At 62.3% G+C, this 21,311-nt stretch carries 20 protein-coding genes; 8 read left to right on the top strand and 12 right to left on the bottom strand.

What is annotated here, in order from left to right; genetic code table 11:
* Nucleotides 1-4: 4 nt before the first annotated feature.
* From A3M7_RS0133065 to A3M7_RS0133040, 6 genes are all read right to left on the bottom strand, one after another.
* Nucleotides 5-1,666: an ABC transporter ATP-binding protein gene (locus tag A3M7_RS0133065; RefSeq protein ID WP_027547763.1), complete on the bottom strand. Its 1,662-nt coding sequence runs from the start codon at nucleotides 1,664-1,666 to the stop codon at nucleotides 5-7.
* Nucleotides 1,663-2,517 (bottom strand): ABC transporter permease, encoded by an 855-nt coding sequence (locus tag A3M7_RS0133060; protein WP_027547762.1) that lies wholly within the window; start codon nucleotides 2,515-2,517, stop codon nucleotides 1,663-1,665. Before A3M7_RS0133060 ends, A3M7_RS0133065 begins: the two co-directional genes overlap by 4 nt.
* A complete protein-coding gene (locus A3M7_RS0133055; protein ID WP_027547761.1) occupies nucleotides 2,514-3,464 on the bottom strand; it encodes an ABC transporter permease in 951 nt (316 codons plus the stop codon). Before A3M7_RS0133055 ends, A3M7_RS0133060 begins: the two co-directional genes overlap by 4 nt.
* Before the next feature lie 83 nt (nucleotides 3,465-3,547).
* On the bottom strand, nucleotides 3,548-5,155 hold the full coding sequence (locus tag A3M7_RS0133050; protein ID WP_027547760.1) for an ABC transporter substrate-binding protein: 1,608 nt from the start codon (nucleotides 5,153-5,155) through the stop codon (nucleotides 3,548-3,550).
* Nucleotides 5,156-5,432: 277 nt separating this feature from the next.
* Nucleotides 5,433-6,809: an aspartate aminotransferase family protein gene (locus tag A3M7_RS0133045; RefSeq protein WP_027547759.1), complete on the bottom strand. Its 1,377-nt coding sequence runs from the start codon at nucleotides 6,807-6,809 to the stop codon at nucleotides 5,433-5,435.
* 13 nt (nucleotides 6,810-6,822) lie between these two features.
* Complete coding sequence (locus tag A3M7_RS0133040) at nucleotides 6,823-7,665, bottom strand: GNAT family N-acetyltransferase (RefSeq protein ID WP_027547758.1); 843 nt, start codon at nucleotides 7,663-7,665, stop codon at nucleotides 6,823-6,825.
* Nucleotides 7,666-7,841: 176 nt separating this feature from the next.
* Between A3M7_RS0133040 and A3M7_RS0133035 the strand changes: the two genes are divergently transcribed.
* On the top strand, nucleotides 7,842-8,510 hold the full coding sequence (locus tag A3M7_RS0133035) for a haloacid dehalogenase type II (protein WP_027547757.1): 669 nt from the start codon (nucleotides 7,842-7,844) through the stop codon (nucleotides 8,508-8,510).
* Nucleotides 8,511-8,525: 15 nt separating this feature from the next.
* Nucleotides 8,526-9,800: an FAD-binding oxidoreductase gene (locus A3M7_RS0133030; RefSeq protein ID WP_027547756.1), complete on the top strand. Its 1,275-nt coding sequence runs from the start codon at nucleotides 8,526-8,528 to the stop codon at nucleotides 9,798-9,800.
* A gap of 119 nt (nucleotides 9,801-9,919) precedes the next feature.
* Here the strand turns inward: A3M7_RS0133030 and A3M7_RS0133025 are convergent, their stop codons facing one another.
* The 5 genes from A3M7_RS0133025 to A3M7_RS0133005 all read right to left on the bottom strand — a co-directional run bounded on the left by A3M7_RS0133025 (nucleotide 9,920) and on the right by A3M7_RS0133005 (nucleotide 15,191).
* The gene (locus A3M7_RS0133025; RefSeq protein ID WP_027547755.1) at nucleotides 9,920-11,377 is read right to left on the bottom strand and encodes an NAD-dependent succinate-semialdehyde dehydrogenase; all 1,458 of its coding nucleotides are present in this window, start codon (nucleotides 11,375-11,377) and stop codon (nucleotides 9,920-9,922) included.
* A gap of 13 nt (nucleotides 11,378-11,390) precedes the next feature.
* A complete protein-coding gene (locus tag A3M7_RS0133020) occupies nucleotides 11,391-12,437 on the bottom strand; it encodes a tartrate dehydrogenase (protein WP_027547754.1) in 1,047 nt (348 codons plus the stop codon).
* Between the two features lie 7 nt (nucleotides 12,438-12,444).
* On the bottom strand, nucleotides 12,445-13,908 hold the full coding sequence (locus A3M7_RS0133015) for an aldehyde dehydrogenase (protein WP_027547753.1): 1,464 nt from the start codon (nucleotides 13,906-13,908) through the stop codon (nucleotides 12,445-12,447).
* Nucleotides 13,905-14,198 carry a cupin domain-containing protein gene (locus A3M7_RS0133010; protein WP_049823833.1) on the bottom strand — a complete coding sequence of 98 codons (294 nt, stop codon included), beginning with the start codon at nucleotides 14,196-14,198 and terminating at the stop codon, nucleotides 13,905-13,907. Before A3M7_RS0133010 ends, A3M7_RS0133015 begins: the two co-directional genes overlap by 4 nt.
* Before the next feature lie 69 nt (nucleotides 14,199-14,267).
* Nucleotides 14,268-15,191: a glyoxylate/hydroxypyruvate reductase A gene (locus A3M7_RS0133005; protein WP_027547751.1), complete on the bottom strand. Its 924-nt coding sequence runs from the start codon at nucleotides 15,189-15,191 to the stop codon at nucleotides 14,268-14,270.
* Between the two features lie 234 nt (nucleotides 15,192-15,425).
* On the opposite strand from A3M7_RS0133005, the gene A3M7_RS0133000 reads away from it, so the two are divergent.
* A complete protein-coding gene (locus A3M7_RS0133000) occupies nucleotides 15,426-16,328 on the top strand; it encodes a GNAT family N-acetyltransferase (protein ID WP_027547750.1) in 903 nt (300 codons plus the stop codon).
* Between the two features lie 63 nt (nucleotides 16,329-16,391).
* Here the strand turns inward: A3M7_RS0133000 and A3M7_RS0132995 are convergent, their stop codons facing one another.
* Nucleotides 16,392-17,798 (bottom strand): DHA2 family efflux MFS transporter permease subunit, encoded by a 1,407-nt coding sequence (locus tag A3M7_RS0132995; RefSeq protein WP_027547749.1) that lies wholly within the window; start codon nucleotides 17,796-17,798, stop codon nucleotides 16,392-16,394.
* Between the two features lie 181 nt (nucleotides 17,799-17,979).
* On the opposite strand from A3M7_RS0132995, the gene A3M7_RS0132990 reads away from it, so the two are divergent.
* The 5 genes from A3M7_RS0132990 to A3M7_RS0132970 all read left to right on the top strand — a co-directional run bounded on the left by A3M7_RS0132990 (nucleotide 17,980) and on the right by A3M7_RS0132970 (nucleotide 21,303).
* The gene (locus A3M7_RS0132990) at nucleotides 17,980-18,288 is read left to right on the top strand and encodes a hypothetical protein (RefSeq protein WP_027547748.1); all 309 of its coding nucleotides are present in this window, start codon (nucleotides 17,980-17,982) and stop codon (nucleotides 18,286-18,288) included.
* 20 nt (nucleotides 18,289-18,308) lie between these two features.
* Complete coding sequence (locus A3M7_RS0132985; RefSeq protein WP_027547747.1) at nucleotides 18,309-19,199, top strand: sigma-70 family RNA polymerase sigma factor; 891 nt, start codon at nucleotides 18,309-18,311, stop codon at nucleotides 19,197-19,199.
* Between the two features lie 98 nt (nucleotides 19,200-19,297).
* Entirely contained in the window at nucleotides 19,298-19,846 is a 549-nt protein-coding gene (locus A3M7_RS0132980; protein WP_027547746.1) for a GFA family protein, read from the top strand.
* Nucleotides 19,847-19,932: 86 nt separating this feature from the next.
* Nucleotides 19,933-20,355, top strand: coding sequence for a GFA family protein (locus A3M7_RS45280; protein WP_049823832.1), 423 nt, complete (start codon nucleotides 19,933-19,935; stop codon nucleotides 20,353-20,355).
* A gap of 48 nt (nucleotides 20,356-20,403) precedes the next feature.
* A complete protein-coding gene (locus A3M7_RS0132970; protein WP_084302741.1) occupies nucleotides 20,404-21,303 on the top strand; it encodes an IclR family transcriptional regulator in 900 nt (299 codons plus the stop codon).
* Nucleotides 21,304-21,311: the final 8 nt, after the last annotated feature.

The raw sequence follows: 21,311 nt of genomic DNA, 5'->3' as shown, positions 1-21,311 counted from the left end.
CCAGCTAGTGATGGCAATAGGTCCGCACCTGCTCTGGATCCTGCTGCAATCCATCTAGCCAGGTCGGGTCGAGTTTCGGCACTGAAGAGAACAAAAGTCGGGTATAGGGATGCTCCGGCACCTTTGACCGGACCGGCGTGATCTCCTCGACCTTCTGACCGCGATACATGACGATGATCTCGTCGCAGATCGCCTCGACGACTGACAGATCATGGCTGATGAAGATGTAGGAAAGACCGAGCTCCCGCTGCAACTCCTTCAGCAGCTCGATCACCGCGGCCGCAACAACCGTATCGAGAGCCGAGGTGATCTCGTCGCACAGGATAAGCGTCGGTTCGGCAGCAAGCGCCCGAGCGAAATTGACGCGCTGCTTCTGACCGCCTGAAAGTTCTCCTGGCCGTCGTTGGCGCACGGATTTGGGAAGACGGACCAGATCGAGAAGCTCGCTGATGCGCGCATCGCGCGCCTTACCCCTCGTCCCATGATAAAAGGTGAGGGGGCGTCCCAGTATGTCTTCCACGGACTTCGCTGGATTGAGCGCGGTGTCGGCATGCTGGAATACGATCTGAATCTGGCGGAGTTCGTTGCGGGTGCGGCTGCGGCCGGCTTTCCCCAATTCCCGGCCATTGAAGGTGATGCCTCCCGCGTGGGCCGGCAGGATGCCGGCAATTGCCCGGGCAAGGGTCGACTTCCCGCAGCCAGATTCGCCGATGACGCCTAGATTTCGGCCCCGGTCCAGCCTGAGGCTGATCGACTGGACAGCGCTGACCAACGGTTCTCCATTGCGCAGGCGAGAGCCGTAGCCGACGGTCAGCTGGTCCACCATCAGCAAAGGCAGGTTCGTTGTCGTTTCGATTTCCGGGACGCGCTCTTGCGCCTTCGGCCTGAAAGCGGCCAGCAGTTCCTGAGTATAGGGATGGCGAGCATGTTCGAGGATCTCGCTGGTGGTGCCGGTCTCCCGGATTTCACCATCCTTCAGCACGACTATCCGATCCGCGATCTGGGCGACGACGGCCAGATCGTGGGAGACATAAATACCGGCGATATTGTGCTGTCTCGTCACGGTCTTGAACGCGCGCAGCACCTCCACTTGCGTGGTGACATCGAGCGCTGTCGTGGGCTCGTCGAAGATCACAATCTTCGGTTGGCCGATCAGGGCCATGGCTGCGGCGAGGCGCTGAAGTTGCCCGCCCGAGACCTGGTGAGGATAACGGTCGCCGATGGCTTCCGGCTCCGGCAACGACAAGGCCCTGAACAGCGAAATGGCCTTCGCTCGCGCCTGAGCGGCCGGCATGAGCTTGTGAATTTGCGCCACCTCGACGACCTGATCCATGATGGTGATCGCCGGGTTGAAGGCGGCAGCAGCACTCTGCGGCACGTAGGCCACGGTCGTGCCACGAATGCCGGCGCGTTCCGTTTCCGAAAGACCGACCATGTCAACGCCGCCCACACGGACTTCACCGCCTGTTATTTTGCAGCCTTGCCGGGTGTAGCCCATCAGCGTCAGGGCGATGGTCGTCTTGCCCGAGCCGCTCTCGCCGATCAGGGCGACGATCTCGCCCTCGGCGATATCGAGGCTGACGCCCTTGATGATCTCCAGCCGCCTGCCGGAGTCGGTTGTCGCCTCAACCCTGAGGTTGCGGATCTCAACGAGGTTTCCCGTCATTCGGGGCTCCGGTCGCGGATTCTGCGCGGCAGATTGTCGATCAGAAGGTTGACGCTGATGGTGAGACTTGCGATGGCGAGCGAGGGGAAGAGCACCGCCGGCGCAGCAAAGGGCAGGCCACCGATATTCTCGCGTACGAGCGCGCCCCAGTCGGCGTAAGGTGGTTGCACGCCGAGTCCCAGAAAGGACAGACCGGAGAGCAGTAGCACAACGAAGACGAAGCGGAGGCCGAGGTCGGCCAACACTGGACCCAGAATATTGGGCAGGATTTCCGAGGCGATGAGATAGGGGAGCTTTTCGCCTCGAATCCGGGCCACCACCATGAAGTCCATCGTGTTGACATTGACAGCGAGAGCCCGGGCGAACCGATAGGCTCCCGGGGTGTAGATCACCGACAGCGTCGCAATCAGCGCCGGGATCGACGAGCCGACCGCGGCGACCACGACGAGGCCGAACAGCTTGCTTGGAATCGAGTTCAGCGCATCGAGAAACCGGCTCAGCATGGTGTCGAGCCAGCCTCCGGCAACGGCTGCCGTCATGCCGAGCGCGACGCCGCTGAAACAGGCGATCGAGACGGCGGCAAGCGAAATGCCGAGCGTATAGCGCGCTCCCATCAGGATGCGCGAGAAGATATCCCGACCGAGATAGTCGGACCCGAGCCACAGGTCTCGGCTCACAGGCCCGAAATAATCCGTATCGACGATCTCGCCGACGGAATGGGGGACCATGTGCGGGGCGAAAAGGGCGACGACGACCCAGAGAAGGATCACGCCCAGAGCCGAGATGCCGACAGGATTGGCGCGATAGCCCAATCGAATGCCGCGCCGGTCGGACGAAGTCGATGTCGTCATCGGAGCCTCGGATTGGAAAGGACGGCAATGATGTCCGCAGCCGTGATCAATGCCAGGTAACCAAGGCAGAAGATCATCGCGCAGGTCTGGATCAGCGGGAGATCGCGGGTGGAAACGGCATCGACCATCAGCTTTGCGATCCCGGGATAGTTGAAGATGGTCTCCACGATGATCACGCCGCCGAGCAAGTACGATAGCGAGAGTGCGACCGCATTCACGATGGGACCAAGCGCATTCGGAAGTGCATGTCTCAGCACCATCCGGGGACGCGATGCCCCCTTGAGAAGCGCCATCTCCACATATGGTGTGTTCAATGTCTCGACCACGGCAGCGCGCGTCATGCGGATCATCTGCGCGGACACGCCGAATGTGAGCGTCATGACCGGCATCGCGTAGGTCCGCATCAGGTCATAGAACGACTTGGTCTCGTTGGTGAAGGACAGCGCCGGCAGCCATTTGAGATACACGGCGAAGAGCAGGACGGCCAGGGTTGCGATCATGAACTCCGGTACCGAGATGATACCGATCGTGGCGACGGTAACGATGCGGTCGTAAAGCGTGCCTCGCCACATCGCGGCAGTGATGCCAAGCGTCAGGGCGAATGGCACGGCGATCGCGGCAGTCAATCCTGCAAGCTTCATCGTGTTGGCAAGGCGTCCATGTATCAGATTGGCGATCGGCACGTTGTTGGCGTAGGACGTGCCGAAATCGCCCTGGAAGATGCCGGCGATCCATTTCAGGAATCGGATGATCGCGGGATCGTTGAGGTGCATCGCCTTGCGCAGACCCTCGACGGCTTCTGGCGTCGCGGACTGTCCAAGCAGGATGGTGGCTGTGTCGCCGGGCAACAGCGCGGTGGCAGAGAATACGGCAATGGAAACGATCAAGAGCGTGATCAAGGCGATCAGTAGCCGTCTCATCACGAGCGACGAAATCTGTCTTCTCACGTTCGCACTCCCACATCACCCGGCGATTTCGTCGCCCACGGTTCCGATTTCAGGACCAGGGCAGGGACCTCGCTGGAGCCCAATCAGGTGGCAAGCCAGACGTACTCGGCGAACGCATAGCCCATCATGCCGCCGAGCGGGTTGGGCTCCAGTCCCTTCAGCTTTTCGGTGACGGCGTCCACATTGGAGATGTAGGCCGGAATAATGGTGCCAGCTTCTTCCGACACCATGATCTGCATCTCGTTGTAGATTTCGCGGCGCTTTGCCTGATCGAGCGAGGCACGGGCCTCGGCCAGCATCTTGTCGAACTTCTCCGAGGTGAATCGGCTCTCATTCCATGGAGCATCCGACTTGTAGAGCAGGGAGAACAGGATGTCAGGCGTCGGGCGCGGGTTGACGTTGCCGAAGTGAATCGGCGCCTTCAGCCAGTAATTGCTCCAGTAACCGTCGGAAGGCACGCGCTTCACATCGAGCTTCATGCCGATCCCAGCGGCTGTGGCCTGGACGATCACGGCCATGTCTATCGCCGAATTGGCTGCGTCGGACGTGATGACCTCGATTGGTTGACCGAGAACGCCCGCTTTCTGGAAATGGAATTTGGCCTTTTCCGGATCGAACGCTTTGGGCTTGAGGGCCGCGTTGTGGTAGAAATTGGCCGGGGATACCGGTTGATCGTTGCCGACTACGCCGAACCCGCGCAGTGCTGACTTGACGATCTGCTCGCGGTTGACCAGGTATTTCATGCCCTCCACGAAATCCCTGTTGTTGCCGGGCGCCATGTCCATGCGAATGTTCAGGTCTGTGTAGTTACCCGAAGTCGTCTTGGACAGCGCGAAGCCATTCACGCCATCGAACAGGCGCACGGATCGCGGGTTGATCGCCGCAGCGAGATGAATGTCGCCGGAGAGAAGAGCATTGATGCGGGCGTTTTCATCCTGAATGGCGAAAAATTCGAATGAATCGACATTCGGACCTCCCTTGAAATAGTTGGGATTTCGAACGCCGATCGAGCGCACGCCGGGTTCGAATTGCTTGCACTTGAAAGCGCCGGTGCCGTTGCCTGAGGAGAAATCGGTGGTGCCGTCGGCCACGATCATAAAGTGATGCATGGACAGGATCGTCGGCAGATCCGCGTTGGGGCCCGCCAGCGTGATCTCGACCGTATTCTTGTCGACGGCCTTGAAGCCGGTCATCTGGATGGCGATCGCCGCGACTTTGGATCCCGTTGCTTTGTCCAGATGACGCTTCAGCGAGTAGATGACGTCATCGGAGGTCAAGTCCTTGCCGTTGTGGAAGGTAACGCCTTTCTTCAGCTTGATCGTCCAGGTCTGGGCATCGCTGCTGTCGATCGATTCGGCAAGCTCCATCTGCGGCACGCCCGCTCTGTCGAGAAAGGTCAGGCGGTTGTAGAACGAGCAACAGCGCACATAGTCGGTCGATAGTGAGGCTTTGGCCGGGTCAAGCGTGTCGGCGGTCGAAGAGGACCAGCCTGCTGCTTTCAGAGCGCCCCCCTTGACAGGCGTCGCCGCTACCGCCTGCGATGCGCGGCCGAGGACCGTGCCGGCGGCTGCCATTGCCATGCCGTTGACAAGCATCAGCTTCAGAAGATCGCGGCGCGAAGCACCGCCGCGAATGGCGCGCTCGATCATCGCGTCGTCTGAATGAGACCAGTTCGTCGTCGTGTCGCTCATCTCAATCCCCTCGCTATTGGATACGGCTATGGCTCAGGTTGCGGTAAGCGGCAGATTGTTCTGCCGGGCCGTTGTGGTGGATGCCGGCCTGGTCCCGTCATGGCGACCAAGTTGCCGCGTCCTCCAGGCTTTCATTCTTTTCCCGCGCTCGAAGTCTCGCAGGTTGGACCCGCGGCGGTGGCCGAAAAAACCGAGGCAACGGCACAAAATTGCGAAGATGCGCCCATTTGTAGTGTTTCGGACCTGCCATCTGCCGGCCCCTTACGCATGCCTATTTTTATTGCAGTGCGGCGCGCACATCCGCATCGGCCAGAGTCTCGTCAAGAATCATGGCCGTGCGCTCGACGATGGCTTCGATGTCGGACTCGGAGCAGCAGAGCGGCGGCGCATAGCCGAGCACGCCTGTCGGGAAGGCCCGGATGATGAGGCCGTTGTTCCAGGCGCGGTCGAAGATGCGCCGCGCCGGTTCGGCCGCGGCGGGGAGCGGCGTCTTGCGTTGTTTGTCGGTGACGAGTTCGATGGCGGCCAGCATGCCGCGGCCGCGCACGTCGCCCACCAGGGGATGATCCTTTAACGATCGAAGGCCGGCCATCAGACGTGCACCGGCTTTCGCGCCATTCGCAAGCAAGCCGCTCTCATAGAGATGCAGCACCTCCAGGGCCACCGCGGCACTGACGGGATGGGCGGAGTAGGTATATCCGTGTCCAACCGCGCTTGCGCCCGCCCCATCGGCGATCGTGTCGTAGACATGATCCGACAGGAAGACTGCACCCATTGGCACATACCCGGAGGTCAGTCCCTTGGCGACGGTCATGAGGTCCGGGACGACGTCGTCCTCGCTGCAGGCGAAAAGTGGACCCGTCCTGCCGAACCCGGTAATGACCTCGTCCGCCACGAAGAGAATGCCATAATCCCGGCACCGTGCGCGCATCGCTTTCATCCAGCCCTTGGGCGGCACGAGCACGCCACCCGATCCTTGGATCGGCTCGGCATAGAATGCGGCGACGCGATGTGGACCGCCGATCTCCGCGATCTTCGCCTCGAGCGCTGCCAGCGAGGCCGCGATGATGGCATCTTCATCCTGCCCGGCAGGATTCCGATAGACATAGTGCGAGGGGATCGTGTGCTGCCAGCTGAGCGGCAGGGCAAAACCGGCATGGAAGGCGGGCAGGGCTGTCAACCCGGCGCCGACCGTTGAGGACCCATGATATCCCTGCTCTACGGAGATGAATTGGTCGCGTTGCGGTTCGCGTCGGGCGTGCCAGTAGTAGCGGATGAAACGTACCGAGCTGTCGACGGCATCCGAACCGCCCAGCGTGAAGTAGACGTGGTTCAGGTCACCGGGAGTCCGCTGTGCCAATTCCGCCGCGAGCCGGATCGCCGGCTCCGAGCCAAGGCTGAAATAGCCCGTTGCGTAGGGAAGCTCACGCATCTGCCTGGAAGCGGCCGCAACGATGCTCTCGTGCCCATAGCCGGCATTGACGCACCAGAGCCCGGCGAAGCCGTCAACGAGTTGGTGTCCGGAGGCGTCGGTCACCGTTGCTCCCTTGGCCGATCTCAGCACCCTGACCCCGGCGGCCTCGTGACCCCGGTAGGAGGCGACCGGGTGGATAAGATGGGCCCGATCGAGCTCGATGAGAGAATTGCTGAGCATTAAAGATCTCCGCTTATCCGAAAGCCTGGCTGGCAAGGGCGAATGTGGTGAGCGGCGCGTCGCTGGATCGCGGAATGACGGGGCGCTGCATGGCAACGCCCTCGTCCACGCGGACGAGGCCCTTATCGGTGAGCCAGGACCCTAGTCGGGGTGTCTCGGCGGTATCCACGCGAACGAACTGTCCTTCCCGCTCGGCCATGAAATAGGCGAGCAGAGCCGTCGCGTCGTCGGCGTTTGCGGCCACGACGGGGCCGATCACCTCACCCCTGCCGAAGGCACGTACCGCGGCAAATCCGGCAATCCGGAAGCCATCAACGAGTACCGCGAGGCGACCGACCTTCGCGAGAACACGAAGCAGATCCTCGCGGTCTGCACCGCAGGCGCTTCTGTCGAGTTCGATGATCTCGGATATTTCGCGCGCCTCTGGCGGCAGGACATGCGTGGGAGGCGCGACGCGCCGAACCTGTCCCTGATGCTGGACGATGGTGCCGGTTTCGCGAAAGCCGAGCTTGCGATAGAGCGCCAGACCCTCGCGCGTTGCAACGAGCCTTAGCGCGCGCGATCCCGCCAGAGCGATCACTGCCTCCATGAGCTTGCGGCCCAATCCACGCCCGCGTGCGGCTTCATCGACCAGGACCATGCTGATGGTTGCGACATCGCGCTTGTACGGCGTCATCAGAACCGTCCCGAGCACGGTTGTGGCATTCGCATCCACCGCGACGATTCCCGTGCTCAGAGCGAGTGCCAATTGCCAGTCCTCGAAGCGGTGCGGCCAATTGGCTTGACGTGAAAGGCGTGTGGCGCCTGCGAGATGTTCTGGCCCGAAGGCGATGAGCGAGATGGAGCTCTGCGTCATTAGCTCGTTTCCATTGTCCGGCTACAGTCTCCTGTGTAAGGGACGGGCACATCGTCTGAAGGTCACCGCGTGAACGATATCTTCGACTGCAGCCGGCGGAAAAGCCGCATCTTATGCCGCACAGGCGCTCTATGCTTGCAGCTGTGAAATCGCGCAAGCGCGCCAGGATGAGGATGATGAGCCATTTTCGCCCGAAATACATAACTTTCGACTGCTACGGGACGCTGACGAACTTCCAGATGGCAGACGCGGCGCAGGATCTCTATGGCGCTCTGCTACCCCAACCGCGGATGACTGAATTCGTCAGAGACTTCGCGGCGTATCGGCTCGACGAGGTCCTCGGCGACTGGAAGCCTTATGCCGAGGTTATTCACAACGCGCTCGAGCGCGCCTGCAAGCGCAATGGTGTCGCCTTCAAGGTCGAGCATGCGCAGATGGTCTACGACCGCGTACCGACCTGGGGGCCGCATCCCGACGTTCCTGCTGGTCTGTCCAGGATTGCCAATAAAATACCGCTGGTCATCCTCTCGAACGCCATGAATGTGCAGCTCCCTTCCAACGTGGCGAAGCTTGGCGCGCCCTTCCACGCGGTGTTCACGGCCGAACAGGCTAGATCCTACAAGCCGCGCATGAAGGGCTTTGAATACATGTTTGATGCGCTAGGCTGCGGGCCCGAGGACGTAGCACACTGCTCTTCCTCGTTCCGTTACGACTTGATGACGGCCCATGATCTCGGCATCAAGAACAAGGTGTGGGTTAATCGCGGGCACGAGCCGGCCAACCCATATTACGGCTATGTTGAAATCAGGGACATTGCCGGCCTGCCGGATGTGTTCGGCCTCTAAGCCCACGGATCTGCGGTGAAATACGTCTCTTATTGGCATGACACCGCACCGGCCTTCAGCGGTGGCGCTGAAGGGGCGGTCGAGGGACATTACGATGTTGCGGTGATCGGCGCTGGCTTCACAGGCCTGGGAGCCGCGCGCCAGCTCGCGAAAGCGGGCACCAGGGTTGTTGTGCTCGAGGCCGACAAGGTGAGCTGCGGAGCATCAGGCCGGAACGGCGGACACCTCAATAACGGCCTGGCTCATAGCTATCTTGCCGCCAAGGCGGAGTTGGGCCAGGAGCGAGCTATCGCGCTTTATCGCGCGCTCGATGCTTCGATCGACACTCTCGAGGCGCTGATCGCGGAGGAGGGGATTGAATGCAGTTTCCGCCGCGCCGGCAAGCTGAAGCTCGCTTCCAAGCCGAAGCACTTCGATGCAATCGCGCGGAATTTCGAGGCGGTCCATCGCGAGGTGGATCCGGAGACCGCGTTGCTCTCCGCCCAGGACCTAAGCTCTGAGGTGGGTTCGCCCTTCTTCGGCGCGATGCTCTCGAAGAAGAGCGCCATGATGCATATGGGACGCTATGGCATCGGACTGGCCGAGGCAGCCAAACGCCGCGGTGCCATCATCTTCGAGAAGGCGGCGGTCACCGCCCAGGCGCGGGAAGGGTCGCGCCACCGCCTGACGACGTCGCGTGGCAGCGTCACCGCCGATCAGGTGCTGCTGGCCACGGGCGCCTACACCACGCCGAATTTCGGCTACTTCCGACGGCGCATCGTCACGGTCGGCAGCTTCATCATAGCGACCAAGCCGCTGGACGCGGCTGAAGTCGCAGCCACGATGCCCGGCAACCGTACTTGCGTCAATTCGATGAACGTCGGCAATTATTTTCGGCTTGCACCCGACAATCGCTTGATTTTCGGCGGACGCGCGCGGTTCTCGGCGACCTCAGATCAGCGGTCCGACGCCAAGAGCGGCGCCGTTCTCGCCGACAGTCTCACGCGAATTTTTCCGCAACTCGCCGGCATACCAATCGACTACTGCTGGGGCGGGCTCGTCGACATGACCAGCGACCGCTATCCACGAGCCGGCTACCAAGATGGGCTATGGTACGCGATGGGCTATTCAGGACATGGCGCACAGCTGTCGACCCATCTTGGCATGATCATCGCCGACGCCATGCTGGGACGAGAGGATAGAAACCCGATGAAAGGCCTCCGCTGGCCTGCGGTGCCCGGCCACTTTGGCAAACCATGGTTTCTGCCGTTGGTGGGAATGTACTACAAGATGCTCGATCGAATTCAGTAGCTCGGACACTCCAGGCCACCGCGCGGGCCGAACAAATCACAGACTGCGATTTGTCCGTCTCGGTGGCTGCCTGTCCGGAAAGAGGGGCGCGAGCGGCGCCTTCTCCGTTCCGTCGCTGGCTAAGCCAGCCCGCCGATGTGGAAGGTTTTCACCTCGAGATATTCTTCGATCCCGATTTGCGCTCCTTCACGCCCCAATCCAGACTGCTTCACTCCGCCGAATGGGGCGACCTCCGTTGACACCATACCAGTGTTGAGGCCGACCATGCCGACCTCAAGCGCCTCTGCAACGCGCCAGGACCGCTTGAGGTTCGATGTGTAAAAATATGCGGCAAGTCCAAACGGCGTCGCATTCGCGATGGCAATCGCCTCGTCGTCTGTCTCGAAGCGGAAGAGCGGCGCGACCGGACCAAATGTTTCTTCGTGCGCCAGCACCATATCGGTGGTTGCGTTGGTCAGCACGATCGGCGCCGTAAATTGCGGCCCCTTCGGCAGCGTAGCCGGTTGGGTGGCGATGCGGGCGCCTTTGGACAGCGCGTCGGCGACATGGCGGTTGATTTTGCTGATCGACGCCTCGTTGATCATCGGTCCAATCGCCACACCGAGCTTGAGGCCTGGTCCCACCGTCATTTCATTGACACGAGCGACAAGCCTGTCTGCGAAGGCATCATAAATGCCGGCCTGCACGAGGATCCGATTGGCGCAAACGCAGGTCTGGCCACCGTTGCGGAATTTTGACACGAGCGCGCCTTCGACCGCGAGATCAAGATCGGCGTCGTCAAAGACGATGAAGGGGGCGTTCCCGCCGAGTTCGAGACTCACCCGTTTAACGCTGTCCGCGGCACCGCGCATCAGCAGCGAGCCGATGCGGGTCGACCCTGTGAAGGAGATCTTGCGCACCATTTCGTTGGCCATGATCTCGGCGCCGATCTCGGTCGGCAAGCCCGTGACGACGTTGATCACGCCGGCGGGAATTCCGGCGCGCTCGGCCAGAACCGCGAGAGCCAGCGCCGAATAGGGCGTGAATTCGGAGGGCTTGATCACGACGGTGCACCCCGCCGCAAGTGCGGGACCCACTTTGCGCGTGATCATGGCGTTCGGGAAATTCCACGGCGTGATGATACCGCACACGCCCACCGGCTCCTTGAGAACCACGATGCGCCGATCGGCCGTTGGTGACGGGATCGTCGTGCCGCCGATGCGCCGGGCTTCCTCCGCAAACCACTTGACGAAGGAAGCGCCGTACCGGATCTCGCTCCTGGCCTCGTCCAATGGTTTGCCCTGTTCGAGCGTCAGAATTCGCGCCAGGTCATCCAGATGCGCGATGATGAGCCCATGCCAGGCTTCCAGAAGCGCGGCGCGCTCGGCGCTCGTCTTTGCGCGCCAGGCGGGGGATGCCTCGGCGGCAGCGGTAATGGCGGCGCGGGTCTGATCCCGTCCCATGTCCGGTACGGTACCAAGAACAGCCTGCGTCGCCGGCTCGATCACGTCGACCATCTTGCCCGAGAGAGCCGCCTGCCATTGGCCGCCGATCAAGCCCTGCTGGCGGAACAGCCCTTTGTCGCTCAGATTCTGCATGTCGGATCCTTGTCTATTGGGAGAGTCTGGAAAGAACGGCTGTGGTGATCGCTTCGGTCCGCTCTTTGCCTTGAACCGTACCGATGCCATGGGAAGTGGTCGTCTCCAGCGCCGCGATGACGCGTGCCGCGGCATCGCGCTCGCCAAGGTGATCGAGCATCATCGCCCCGGACCAGATGGCTGCGATTGGATTGGCAGTGCCGAGATGGGCGATGTCGGGCGCTGAGCCGTGAACGGGCTCGAACATCGAAGGAGCGTTGCGGTCCGGGTTGATGTTGGCGGAGGCGGCAAAGCCAAGTCCACCCTGAATAGCCGCGCCGAGATCGGTCAGAATGTCGCCGAACAGGTTGGAGGCGACGACGACGTCGAGACTCTCCGGCGCCAGGATCATGCGCGCGGCGAGTGCATCCACGTGGTAGCTCGTGACTTCCACGTCAGGATACTCGGCAGCAACTCGTTGGGTCATCTCGTCCCAGAAGACCATCGAGTATCTTTGGGCATTCGACTTGGTGACCGAGGCGAGCTTCCCACGCCTCTTGCGCGCCTGGGCGAATCCGAATCGCAAAATCCGTTCCACCCCGGCGCGCGTAAACACGGAGGTCTCGACCGCGACCTCGTCGCCGGTGCCCCGATGCACCCGTCCGCCAGCCCCCGAATATTCGCCTTCGGTGTTCTCGCGGATGCAGAGGATGTCAAACTCGGTCGCCTTCAACGGGCCGTTGACACCCGCGAGCAGGCGGTGCGGCCGAATGTTGGCATACTGGGTAAACTCCTTGCGGATCGGCAGCAGGAGCCCGTGCAGCGAAACGGCATCGGGTACGACCGCGGGCCAGCCGACGGCGCCAAGCAGAATGGCGTCGAACTTCCGCAGCGTCTTGATGCCGTCAGCAGGCATCATCGAGCCCGTTTCCCTGTAGAACGCGCAGGACCACGGGAATCTGGCGCCATTGAGCGCAAAGCCCGAATGCTTGGCGGCAACCTCAAGGACCGCCCAGGCGGCCTCCGTCACGTCGTGGCCAATGCCATCGCCCGGAATCAGTGCGATCGTATAGTTCTTCATGGAGGCTCTAAACCTGAATGAGCACGCTCTTGGAGCGGCGGTTGGCGTGATAGGCCTCGCGGCCGAGGTCCTTGCCGATGCCGGAGCGCTTGTAGCCCCCGGTCGGCAGGATGTGGTCACGCGATCGGCCGTAGCGGTTGACCCACACCGTGCCAGCGGAAATTGCGCGTGTGATCCGCATGACCCGTGAAACATCGCGGGTAAAGAGCCCGGCAGCGAGACCGTAAGTCGGGTGGTCGGCGAGCGCCAAGGCTTCCTCCTCGGTCGTGAACGTTTGCAAGGTCAGTACCGGTCCGAAGATCTCTTCGGTGACGGCGGGAGAAGACTGATCGACCTTCGCAAGAAGCGTCGGCGCATAGAAATAGCCCTTGCCCTCCATCGGTTCGCCACCGGTAAGGCATTCTGCGCCCTCGGCGCAGGCTGCTTGCACGAGCGAGTGAATCCTCGTGCGCTGCCCCTCGGATATGATCGGGGAATAGGTCGTTGCGACGTCCCAGGTGGGGCCTGCTTGAACGGCTTTCATACGAGCGAGGATGGCCTCAACGAGCGGCTCGGCCACAAAGGCGTGGGCTATGAGCCGCGATCCGGCGACACAGGCTTGCCCGGCATTTGCGATGATGCTGCCGGCAATCGCAGAAGCGGCCTGATCGAGATCGGCATCGGCGAAGACGATTTGTGGGCTCTTGCCGCCGAGCTCGAGCGTCATTGGCTTGATGCCCGTGTGCGCGACATTGGCCATGATGGCCGCGCCAGCGCCAGTCGATCCGGTGAAGCTCACTTTGGCGACGTCGGGATGTCCCGTCATGGCGGTGCCGGTTGTCTGCCCGTCGCCGAGCACGACGTTGACCAGCCCCGCGGGCAGGCCCGCTTGTACCGCCAATTGGGCGAGGAAGACGGCCGAGAACGGCGTCATTTCGGATGGCTTGAGCACGACCGCGTTGCCCGCAGCAAGAGCCGGTCCGAGCTTCCAGCCTGCCATGGACACGGGAAAATTCCAGGGCGTAATGGCGCCGACGACCCCGAAGGGCTCAGTCATGATCATGCCGAGGTGCTTGTCGTCGGTGGGCACCAGATCGCTGCCTTCCTTGTCCGCGAATTCAGCGAAGAAACGGATTTGCTCTGCGGTGACCGCGATGTCTCCCGCAACAAGTTGACCGACCGGGCGGGTGGATGAAACCGCCTCGAGTTTGGCGAGCGTCTTGGCCTCGCTCTCGATGAGATCGGCCCATCGCCGGAGCACGTTGGCTCGCTCTCGGGGCCGCACGCCACCCCAGTTGCTCGTCTTCAACGCCTTCCTGGCGATCTGGACCGCCTCGTCCACGACCTCTTCCGAGGCGATGGGACACTCGGCGTAGAACGCACCATCCGAGGGGCGGCGCATCGGCAGCAGGCCAGGAGATTCCAGCAACCGATCGCCGATGAAGTGGCCGATGGGCAGCGAAATCCGATCGGGATCGAAGCTTAGGCTCATGACACCGTGACGTAGATCTTGCGGACCGTCTCGACGGTCTTCCATACACCCGTAAATCCGGGCTTCATGACGAAGCTGTCGCCGGCTCTGAAGGTCATGGGATCGCCGTGGTCGGGCGTAATCTCCACGATACCGGAGATGATGTGGCAGAACTCGAAGGTCTCTCCCTTGATGGAGCGTGTCTCGCCCGGGGTCGCCTCCCATATGCCGGTATGCACGAGTTCGCCCTTAGCCACGTCTTGCGCCCAGGTCTTGAAGTGGGGGGCGCCGGCAATGAGCCGCTCGGGCATCGGGGCGGACTCCTTGGGGGCGAAGCTCGGATTGGGATCGATCGATTTCAGCAGCAAGTTGGGCTCCTCTCAGTAACCACGAGTCCGATCCACGAGCCCGATGGGATCAAGGCCCGCCTCGTATCGTTTGATGTTGTCGATGACCGACCGCGCGGCGGTTTCCGCCTGAGTTGCGCTCGCCACATGCGGGGTGAGCAGCACCTTCGGGTGAGCCCACAAGGCATGATCCGAAGGCAGTGGCTCGGGTTCGGTTACATCGATGACGGCGCCGGCGAGCTTGCCAGCGTCCAGAGCGGCCAGAAGTGTGAAGTGATCGAGCTGCGCACCGCGTCCCGCATGGACCAGCGCAGCGCCTTTCGGCAGCTGCGCAAACAGGTTGCAGTCCAAGATCCCGCGCGTGTCCTCGGTGAGAGGCAGCAGGCAGACCAGAATGTCGGTCTCGCCGAGCATTTGGCTGAGACCGGCTTGGCCGCAATATGTCGTAACTCCTTCGATCGTCATGCCCGATCGGCTCCAGCCACTCAAGGGAAAGCCGAAAGGCTTCAGGCTTTCCAGCACGGCGCGGCCGAGCACGCCAAGCCCGAGCAGCCCGACTCGCCGGTCGGCCGCTTGCTTCTGCGGCTGAGCCTGCCATTGGTGCCGCCGCTGCAGGTCAAGATAGGCGGGAAGGTTGCGGTGGAGCGCCAGCACCGCGAGCGTGACATACTCCTGCATCATCCGGATGATGCCGTCTTCCACCATCCGCACCACCTTCACCTCGGGCGGAATCGCCAATAGCGGAAATTGATCGACCCCGGCGCCAACGGAGAACAGGATTTCAAGATTGCGATAACGTTCGAGCCCGTCGGGTACCGTCCAGCTGATGATGTAGCGCACCAAATCAGTATCGACCGATGCCGGATCGATCGCGAACGGGAGGCGAGGGAGCTCGCGAGCGAAGGCGTCGCGAAAAACGGTCCCGCGCTCGGCGTCGGAATTGAAGAGAAAGGTCATTGGTCGATTTTCAAAGCATAGGGAATGGCGAGTACGCCGGAACGGAACCAACCTAATGGACTGGGGGCCGTTTCCATGCCGAATGCGATCGTGATTTAGCGGATTGTTCGGTGCGACGCCTGTTCTGAAACGCATTCTGCCGCGATTGATGGTTTATGGTGGTTTTGCCGGGAGCCTGCAGCGCACCCGGAGTGGCGCCATTCGAGCGACGTCGGGCTGATTGCAGAGAGAGATATGAAACGCCGCATTTCCAATTCGATTACGATCGATGCTTTCGAGGCGCGTGCTGTCGAGATCGATACCGTCGAGCTGGAACAGCTTCATGCGCTCTCGATCGGCGTCGCTTGGCCGCACCGGGCTGAGGACTGGCAGTTCCTCCGTGACGTCGGTCACGGCATCGTGGCTCACGATGAAATCGGACGGGTGCTGGGATCAGCCATGTGGTTTCCCTATGGCTCGGATTTTGCCACCGTCGGCATGGTCATCACGTCTCCGCGCCTTCAGGCGCTTGGCACGGCACAGTGGCTCATGAAGCGCGTTTTTTCGGAGTGCAAGGGACGCAATCTCCGCCTCAATTCCACGCGCGCAGCGCGCAAACTCTATCTGTCGCTCGGCTTCCGCCCCGAGAAGACGGTGTTCCAATGTCAAGCGGAGGCGCAGCGATCCGACGAGATGCCGCGTCCTCCGGAAGGAGCCGAGCTGCGCCGTCTCGACCAGGGGGACCTTGCGGCCGTCGCTGAACTCGATGCGCAGGGGTACGGCGCATCCCGCGTGGAGCTGCTCAACGCTCTCTTGCAGCAATCGGTGGGGTTCGGCCTCTACCGGCATGGCCGTATGGAGGCCTATGCGCTGTGCCGCCCGTTTGGGCGCGGCCATGTCATCGGGCCCGTGGTGGCGTCAAATGACAAGGACGCGATTGTCGTCATTGCGCCGCACATGACTGCCCATGAGGGAGAGTTTCTGAGGCTCGATACGCACCTCGCCGACGGCGAGTTCTCCTCCTTCGTGGCTCGGTCAGGCCTTGCTGTTTTTGACACCGTTACGACGATGTCGCTGGGAGGAGACTTCCGTGATCCCAACGTACGCTCGGGAAACATGCCCGTAACCTATGCGCTTGCGAGCCAAGCGCTTGGTTGAGACCCATCATCCCTATCGGTGATCAGGTCGAGCGGTGCGAAGACAATTCTATCGCTGTGAGCGTCAAGCATCTTGCGGCGCGGCCGCGCTGGCGGTCCGTCGCCGTGCCGGCAGGAAAAATCCGGCGATCGCGCCGGCCAATGACAGCGTTGCGGCGAGGCTCATCGCCGCGGCAAATCCGCTCGCGAAATGCGCAGGCGAAACGACCGCACCGTTGGCCGAGAAGGTCGCTACCAGCGCGGCGACGCCGAACATGCCGCCGAGGAAGCGGCCCATATTGAAGACGCCGGACGCCTTGCCCATTTCGGCCACCGCGACCGAGCTCAGGATGGCGTTCTGCGCCGCCGGCATCGCCATCGAGACCCCGACGCCGGCCAGCACCAGCGGCGCGACCAGAGCGGAGTAGGGAACCGCGGGGCTCACGATCTCAGCGATCCAGCCAAGGCCGATCGCCTGCATCAGCAATCCCGTCACCACCAGCGGCCGTTCGCCGAATCTGTTGACGACCGCGCCGGCGATCGGAGCGGTGACGAACAGCGTCGCTGTCCAGGGCAGCAGGCGAAGTCCGGCGCCGAAGGCATCGAAGCCCAGGGTGGTCTGCAGGAACTGCGGCAGCAGGAACAATACGCCATACATCGCGGCGTAGAACAGGACGCTTGCGGACATGCCGGAGGCGAGGGCGCGCGATGCAAACAGCCGCATCGGCACCATTGGCGCGGCCGCGCGCAATTCCCAGAGCGCGAAGCCGGCGGTGAACACCAGGCCTGACATCAGCGCGCCCATGACCTCGGCGCTCGCCCACCCCACGGCGTTGCCGCGCAACAGGCCCCAGACCAGCGCGAGTGCCGCGAGGGCGACGAGCGCGAGGCCAGCGATGTCCAATGCGGCGGCCGGTCCAAAGCTTTCGCGCAACCGTGCCAGCACCAGGGCGATCGCGATCAGGCCGATCGGCAGGTTGATCCAGAAGACCCAGCGCCAGCCGAAATGTTCGGTGATGAAGCCGCCGATGGCCGGGCCTATGATCAGCGCGCATCCGGTGATGCTGCTGAAAATGCCGAGCGCGCGGGCGCGCTCCTCCCGGCCGAACGTGCCGCTCAGGATCGCCATCGCCAGCGGCATCACCAGCGCGGCGCCGGCACCCTGCAGCGCGCGGGCGGCGATCAGCGCGGTGGCATTGCCTGCGAGCGCACAGGCCGCCGATGCAACGACGAACAGGGCGAGCCCGGCCGCGAACATGCGGCGGCGACCGAAGCGGTCGCCGAGCGCGGCGCCGGTCAGGAGCAGCACGGCAAAGGTCAGGTTGAAGGCGTTGACGGTCCATTGCAGCGTCTCGACCGGGCTGCCGAATTCGGCACGGATGGTCGCGAATGCCGTCGTAATGATCATGGCGTCCAGCGCCATCATGAAGGATGCCAGCGCAGTGACGCCAAGCACCCAGTTCTGCTCGGCGCGATTGGTCGGGGTCTGCATCGCCCTCTCTCCGTGTGTCGCGCCACCCTGTCGCGGCGCGTTCTGCGGGCTAGACGAGGCCGGAGAGGCAAAGGATGCGCCCAAAAATAATTTTTCCCGGGCCGCATCCTTCGGCTGCCGGCAAACGTCCTAGGGGTGAGGCGGCCGCGAGCCAGGTCGCGACATGAGCAAGGAGCGTGCGATGAGAAGGACGTTGATCAGATACAAGGCCAAGCCGGAGCTGGCCGACAGGAATGCCGAGCTGGTTTCGGCCGTATTTGCGGAATTGAAGGCGGCCGGGCCGGACGGCGTGCGCTATCTGACGCTGCGGCTGGAGGACGACACCTTCATCCATCTTGTCGAGGCCGCGACCGAGGACGGCTCGAGCCCGATCCCGAAACTCAGGGCGTTTCAGGCGTTCCAGGACGGCATCCGCGACCGCTGCGCCGAGCCGCCGCTGGTTCGTGATGTGAGGATCGTCGGCAACTATCGTATGCTGGACGAGTCCTGAACAGGCGAGTCGGAGGAACAATGGCGCCAGAGCCACTGGCCACCGTCGATATCGAGGCGCTGCTGGCGGGGATGCGGCCGAAGCTGCACCGCTACTGTGCGCGCATGGTCGGCTCGGTCATCGACGGTGAGGACGTGCTGCAGGATGCGCTGATCAAGGCGATGGGAGCGCTGCAATCGGTCACGCCCGTCGTCAATACAGAGGGCTGGCTGTTCCGCATCGCGCACAACACCGCGCTGGATTTCCTGCGCCGCCGCAACCGGCAGGAGGCGCTGCATTCGGCTGAGGAGGTGGAGATGATTGCCGACCAGCTCGATGATTTGGAAAGCCGCCAGATCGCTGCGACCAGCCTGCGCACCTTCATGCGGCTGCCGGTGGCGCAGCGGTCCAGCGTGATCCTGATAGACGTGCTCGGCTGCTCGCTGGCCGAGGTCTGCGACATCATGGATTTCAGCCTGCCGGCGGTGAAGGCCGCGCTGCATCGTGGGCGCACGCAGCTGCGTGAGTTCGCCGAGGAGCCGGACGACGCGCCGCAGCCGGGCCTGTCGGAAGCCGACCGCACGCGGCTCAACGCCTATGTCGGCCATTTCAATGCCCGCGACTTCGACGCGATCCGCGCCATGATCGCCGATGACGTCAGGCTCGAGCTCGTCAACCGCACCAGGCTGAACGGCAAGGCCGAGGTGTCGCGCTATTTCGGCAATTATTCGAAGATCAGCGACTGGCACCTGGTGACGGGGCAGGTCGACGGACGTCCGGCGATCCTGGTGTTCGATCCGAACGAGCCGAGCGGGCGGCCGAAATATTTCATGCTGTTGAACTGGTCCGCCGACAAGCTCGCCACCATCAGGGATTTTCGTCACGCGGCGTACGTTGTCGATGCTGCCGAGTGGGTGGTGGATAGAGGGTGAGTGGATGAGCGGACGTAGCGACCCATCGGCCGCGCTGATCACCGCGACCGCGACATCCGCCTCCCCTCTGGCCTACCTATCCCGGAAAGTATATCGGCATGACGCAAACCACTCACCTTTCATGCACGTGCGGACAAACCCGTCTTGCCGTCGAGGGAACGCCCATCGTTGCCACCGAATGCTGTTGCACAAGCTGTCGGACCGCTGGCGGCAGGCTGGAAGCCTTGCCTGGCGCACCGAAAATTGTGGAGCCAAATGGCGCGACTCAATTGATTCTCTATCGCAAGGATCGCGTCCATTTTGACAAGGGCACCGAGCTGCTGAGAGAACATCGGCTCGCGCCGCAATCTGCGACCCGCCGTGTGGTCGCCATCTGTTGCAATACACCAATGTTCCTGGAGTTCACGAAAGGGCATTGGCTGAGTCTCTATGGATATCTTTGGTCTCCGGAAGCGCGCCCCCGTATTGAAATGCGAACAATGACGAGTGACGCGCTTCCAGGCGCCAGCTTCTCCAACGATATTCCAAACCCCAAGCGTCAAACCGTCTCTTTCTTCGTCAAGCTGCTGTCGGCCTGGCTCGCGATGGGCTTCAGTGTTCCGAAGATTACCTTCGTGACGGGAAAGATCGATGACGAAGCAGGATGACAAGATCGAGATGACCCAACGGTTACCCGCTCTGCGACCGAGCCGCGGGACGGAGCGGAACGGAGATGACACAGGAGATCGTTCCAATGACGTTGAAAGTCCACACGGGAAGCTGCCACTGCGGTGCGGTTCGGTTCGAAGCTGACGTCGACCTCGCCGAGGGAACGATAAAATGCAACTGCTCAAGCTGTACCAAGGCTCGTTCCTGGCTGGTACCTGTGAGGTCCGATCGCTTTCGTCTCATCGCGGGCGCCGAATCCCAGGCGGACTATCGGTGGACGCCGCCGGGACGCGCCGCATCGACGGTTCAATTTCACTTCTGCAAAATTTGTGGCATTCGAACGCCTGCGCGCGGCGAACTCGAAGCCATGGGCGGCGCGTTCTACGCAATCCAAATTCCATTGCTCGACGGCGTCGATCCCGACGAACTGGCGGCAGCGCCAATCCGATATGTCGATGGCCGCCATGACCATTTTGGCGAACCGCCGGCCGATACTCGTTTCCTTTGATCGTGACCAAGCGAGATGGCTGCTTAAGTCACTATCCGTCTAGTTCTGATGATATCCCGCACCGCTGGACGGGCGATCAATATCCGTTGCCGACCAGTCGGCCTCCTGCCGTCAGGGGAGTGGTCTTGGACTGCAAACACGTATATGGAACGTCTCTCCACGTACGAAGATCAGGTCCGGGAGGTTCCGATGGCGGATGCCGCGATCAAGTCGGCACGGCGCGTGTTCGAGATCATGGAATTCTTCGATCGCGCGCGCCGCCCGCTCGGCCTCAAGGCGATCTGCGACGAACTCCGCTACCCCGTCTCGAGCGGCGCGGCGATGCTGAAGAGCCTCGTGACGCTGGGCTATCTGGAGTACGACCGCAAGACACAGACTTATCTGCCGACCATGCGGATCGCGGTATTGGGGCGATGGGTGTCGGAGCAGCTGTTCGGCGAAATCCGGATGCTGCCGCTGATGGAGGAGTTGCGCGATCGTACCCGCGAAACGGTGATCGTGGGGACCCAGAGCGACATCAGCGCCCAATATGTGCATGTGCTGCGCTCAAACCAGGCGCTTGCCTATTCGGCCGAGCCGGGATCGCTGCGCCCGCTGGCACGCTGCGGTGTCGGCCTGACGTTGCTCAGCAGCAAGTCGGATGAGGAAATCGACACGCTTGTCTACCGCAGCAATCATGCGGAACCGGTGCGCAGCCACCGCGTGGCGCTGAGAGACGTGATGGCGAACATCGAGCGCATCCGCAAGCAAGGCTATTTCTTCTCTCGCGGTATCTACAGCGAAGGCATCGGCGTGATTGCGATGCCGCTGCCGCGCGCGCCGTTCACCCGCAACTTCGTCATCGCGCTTGGTGGGCCGGTGTACCGCCTCGAGCGGGACCTCGACCAGAACGTCGCGGCGCTGCGCGGGACGATCCGTCGGTTCCTGCCGAGAAATGCCGGAAACTGATTGTCTCT

The organism is Bradyrhizobium sp. WSM2254 (assembly GCF_000472645.1).
Lineage (GTDB): Bacteria > Pseudomonadota > Alphaproteobacteria > Rhizobiales > Xanthobacteraceae > Bradyrhizobium > Bradyrhizobium niftali.
Note: the sequence above shows the minus strand (reverse complement) of the source record. Positions and strands in the feature narration are given on the sequence as shown.

Excerpts from the sequence above, each read along its gene's own strand:
- A3M7_RS0133065 (WP_027547763.1), bottom strand. The coding sequence starts at position 1,666 with ATGACGGGAAACCTCGTTGAGATCCGCAACCTCAGGGTTGAGGCGACA.
- A3M7_RS0133040 (WP_027547758.1), bottom strand. The coding sequence starts at position 7,665 with ATGACGCAGAGCTCCATCTCGCTCATCGCCTTCGGGCCAGAACATCTC.
- A3M7_RS0133035 (WP_027547757.1), top strand. The coding sequence starts at position 7,842 with ATGAGCCATTTTCGCCCGAAATACATAACTTTCGACTGCTACGGGACG.
- A3M7_RS0133005 (WP_027547751.1), bottom strand. The coding sequence starts at position 15,191 with ATGACCTTTCTCTTCAATTCCGACGCCGAGCGCGGGACCGTTTTTCGC.
- A3M7_RS0133025 (WP_027547755.1), bottom strand. The coding sequence starts at position 11,377 with ATGCAGAATCTGAGCGACAAAGGGCTGTTCCGCCAGCAGGGCTTGATC.
- A3M7_RS0133060 (WP_027547762.1), bottom strand. The coding sequence starts at position 2,517 with ATGACGACATCGACTTCGTCCGACCGGCGCGGCATTCGATTGGGCTAT.
- A3M7_RS0132980 (WP_027547746.1), top strand. The coding sequence starts at position 19,298 with ATGACGCAAACCACTCACCTTTCATGCACGTGCGGACAAACCCGTCTT.
- A3M7_RS45280 (WP_049823832.1), top strand. The coding sequence starts at position 19,933 with ATGACGTTGAAAGTCCACACGGGAAGCTGCCACTGCGGTGCGGTTCGG.
- A3M7_RS0133015 (WP_027547753.1), bottom strand. The coding sequence starts at position 13,908 with ATGAGCCTAAGCTTCGATCCCGATCGGATTTCGCTGCCCATCGGCCAC.
- A3M7_RS0133020 (WP_027547754.1), bottom strand. The coding sequence starts at position 12,437 with ATGAAGAACTATACGATCGCACTGATTCCGGGCGATGGCATTGGCCAC.
- A3M7_RS0132995 (WP_027547749.1), bottom strand. The coding sequence starts at position 17,798 with ATGCAGACCCCGACCAATCGCGCCGAGCAGAACTGGGTGCTTGGCGTC.
- A3M7_RS0132985 (WP_027547747.1), top strand. The coding sequence starts at position 18,309 with ATGGCGCCAGAGCCACTGGCCACCGTCGATATCGAGGCGCTGCTGGCG.
- A3M7_RS0132990 (WP_027547748.1), top strand. The coding sequence starts at position 17,980 with ATGAGAAGGACGTTGATCAGATACAAGGCCAAGCCGGAGCTGGCCGAC.
- A3M7_RS0133045 (WP_027547759.1), bottom strand. The coding sequence starts at position 6,809 with ATGCTCAGCAATTCTCTCATCGAGCTCGATCGGGCCCATCTTATCCAC.
- A3M7_RS0133000 (WP_027547750.1), top strand. The coding sequence starts at position 15,426 with ATGAAACGCCGCATTTCCAATTCGATTACGATCGATGCTTTCGAGGCG.
- A3M7_RS0133010 (WP_049823833.1), bottom strand. The coding sequence starts at position 14,198 with ATGCCCGAGCGGCTCATTGCCGGCGCCCCCCACTTCAAGACCTGGGCG.
- A3M7_RS0133050 (WP_027547760.1), bottom strand. The coding sequence starts at position 5,155 with ATGAGCGACACGACGACGAACTGGTCTCATTCAGACGACGCGATGATC.
- A3M7_RS0132970 (WP_084302741.1), top strand. The coding sequence starts at position 20,404 with ATGATATCCCGCACCGCTGGACGGGCGATCAATATCCGTTGCCGACCA.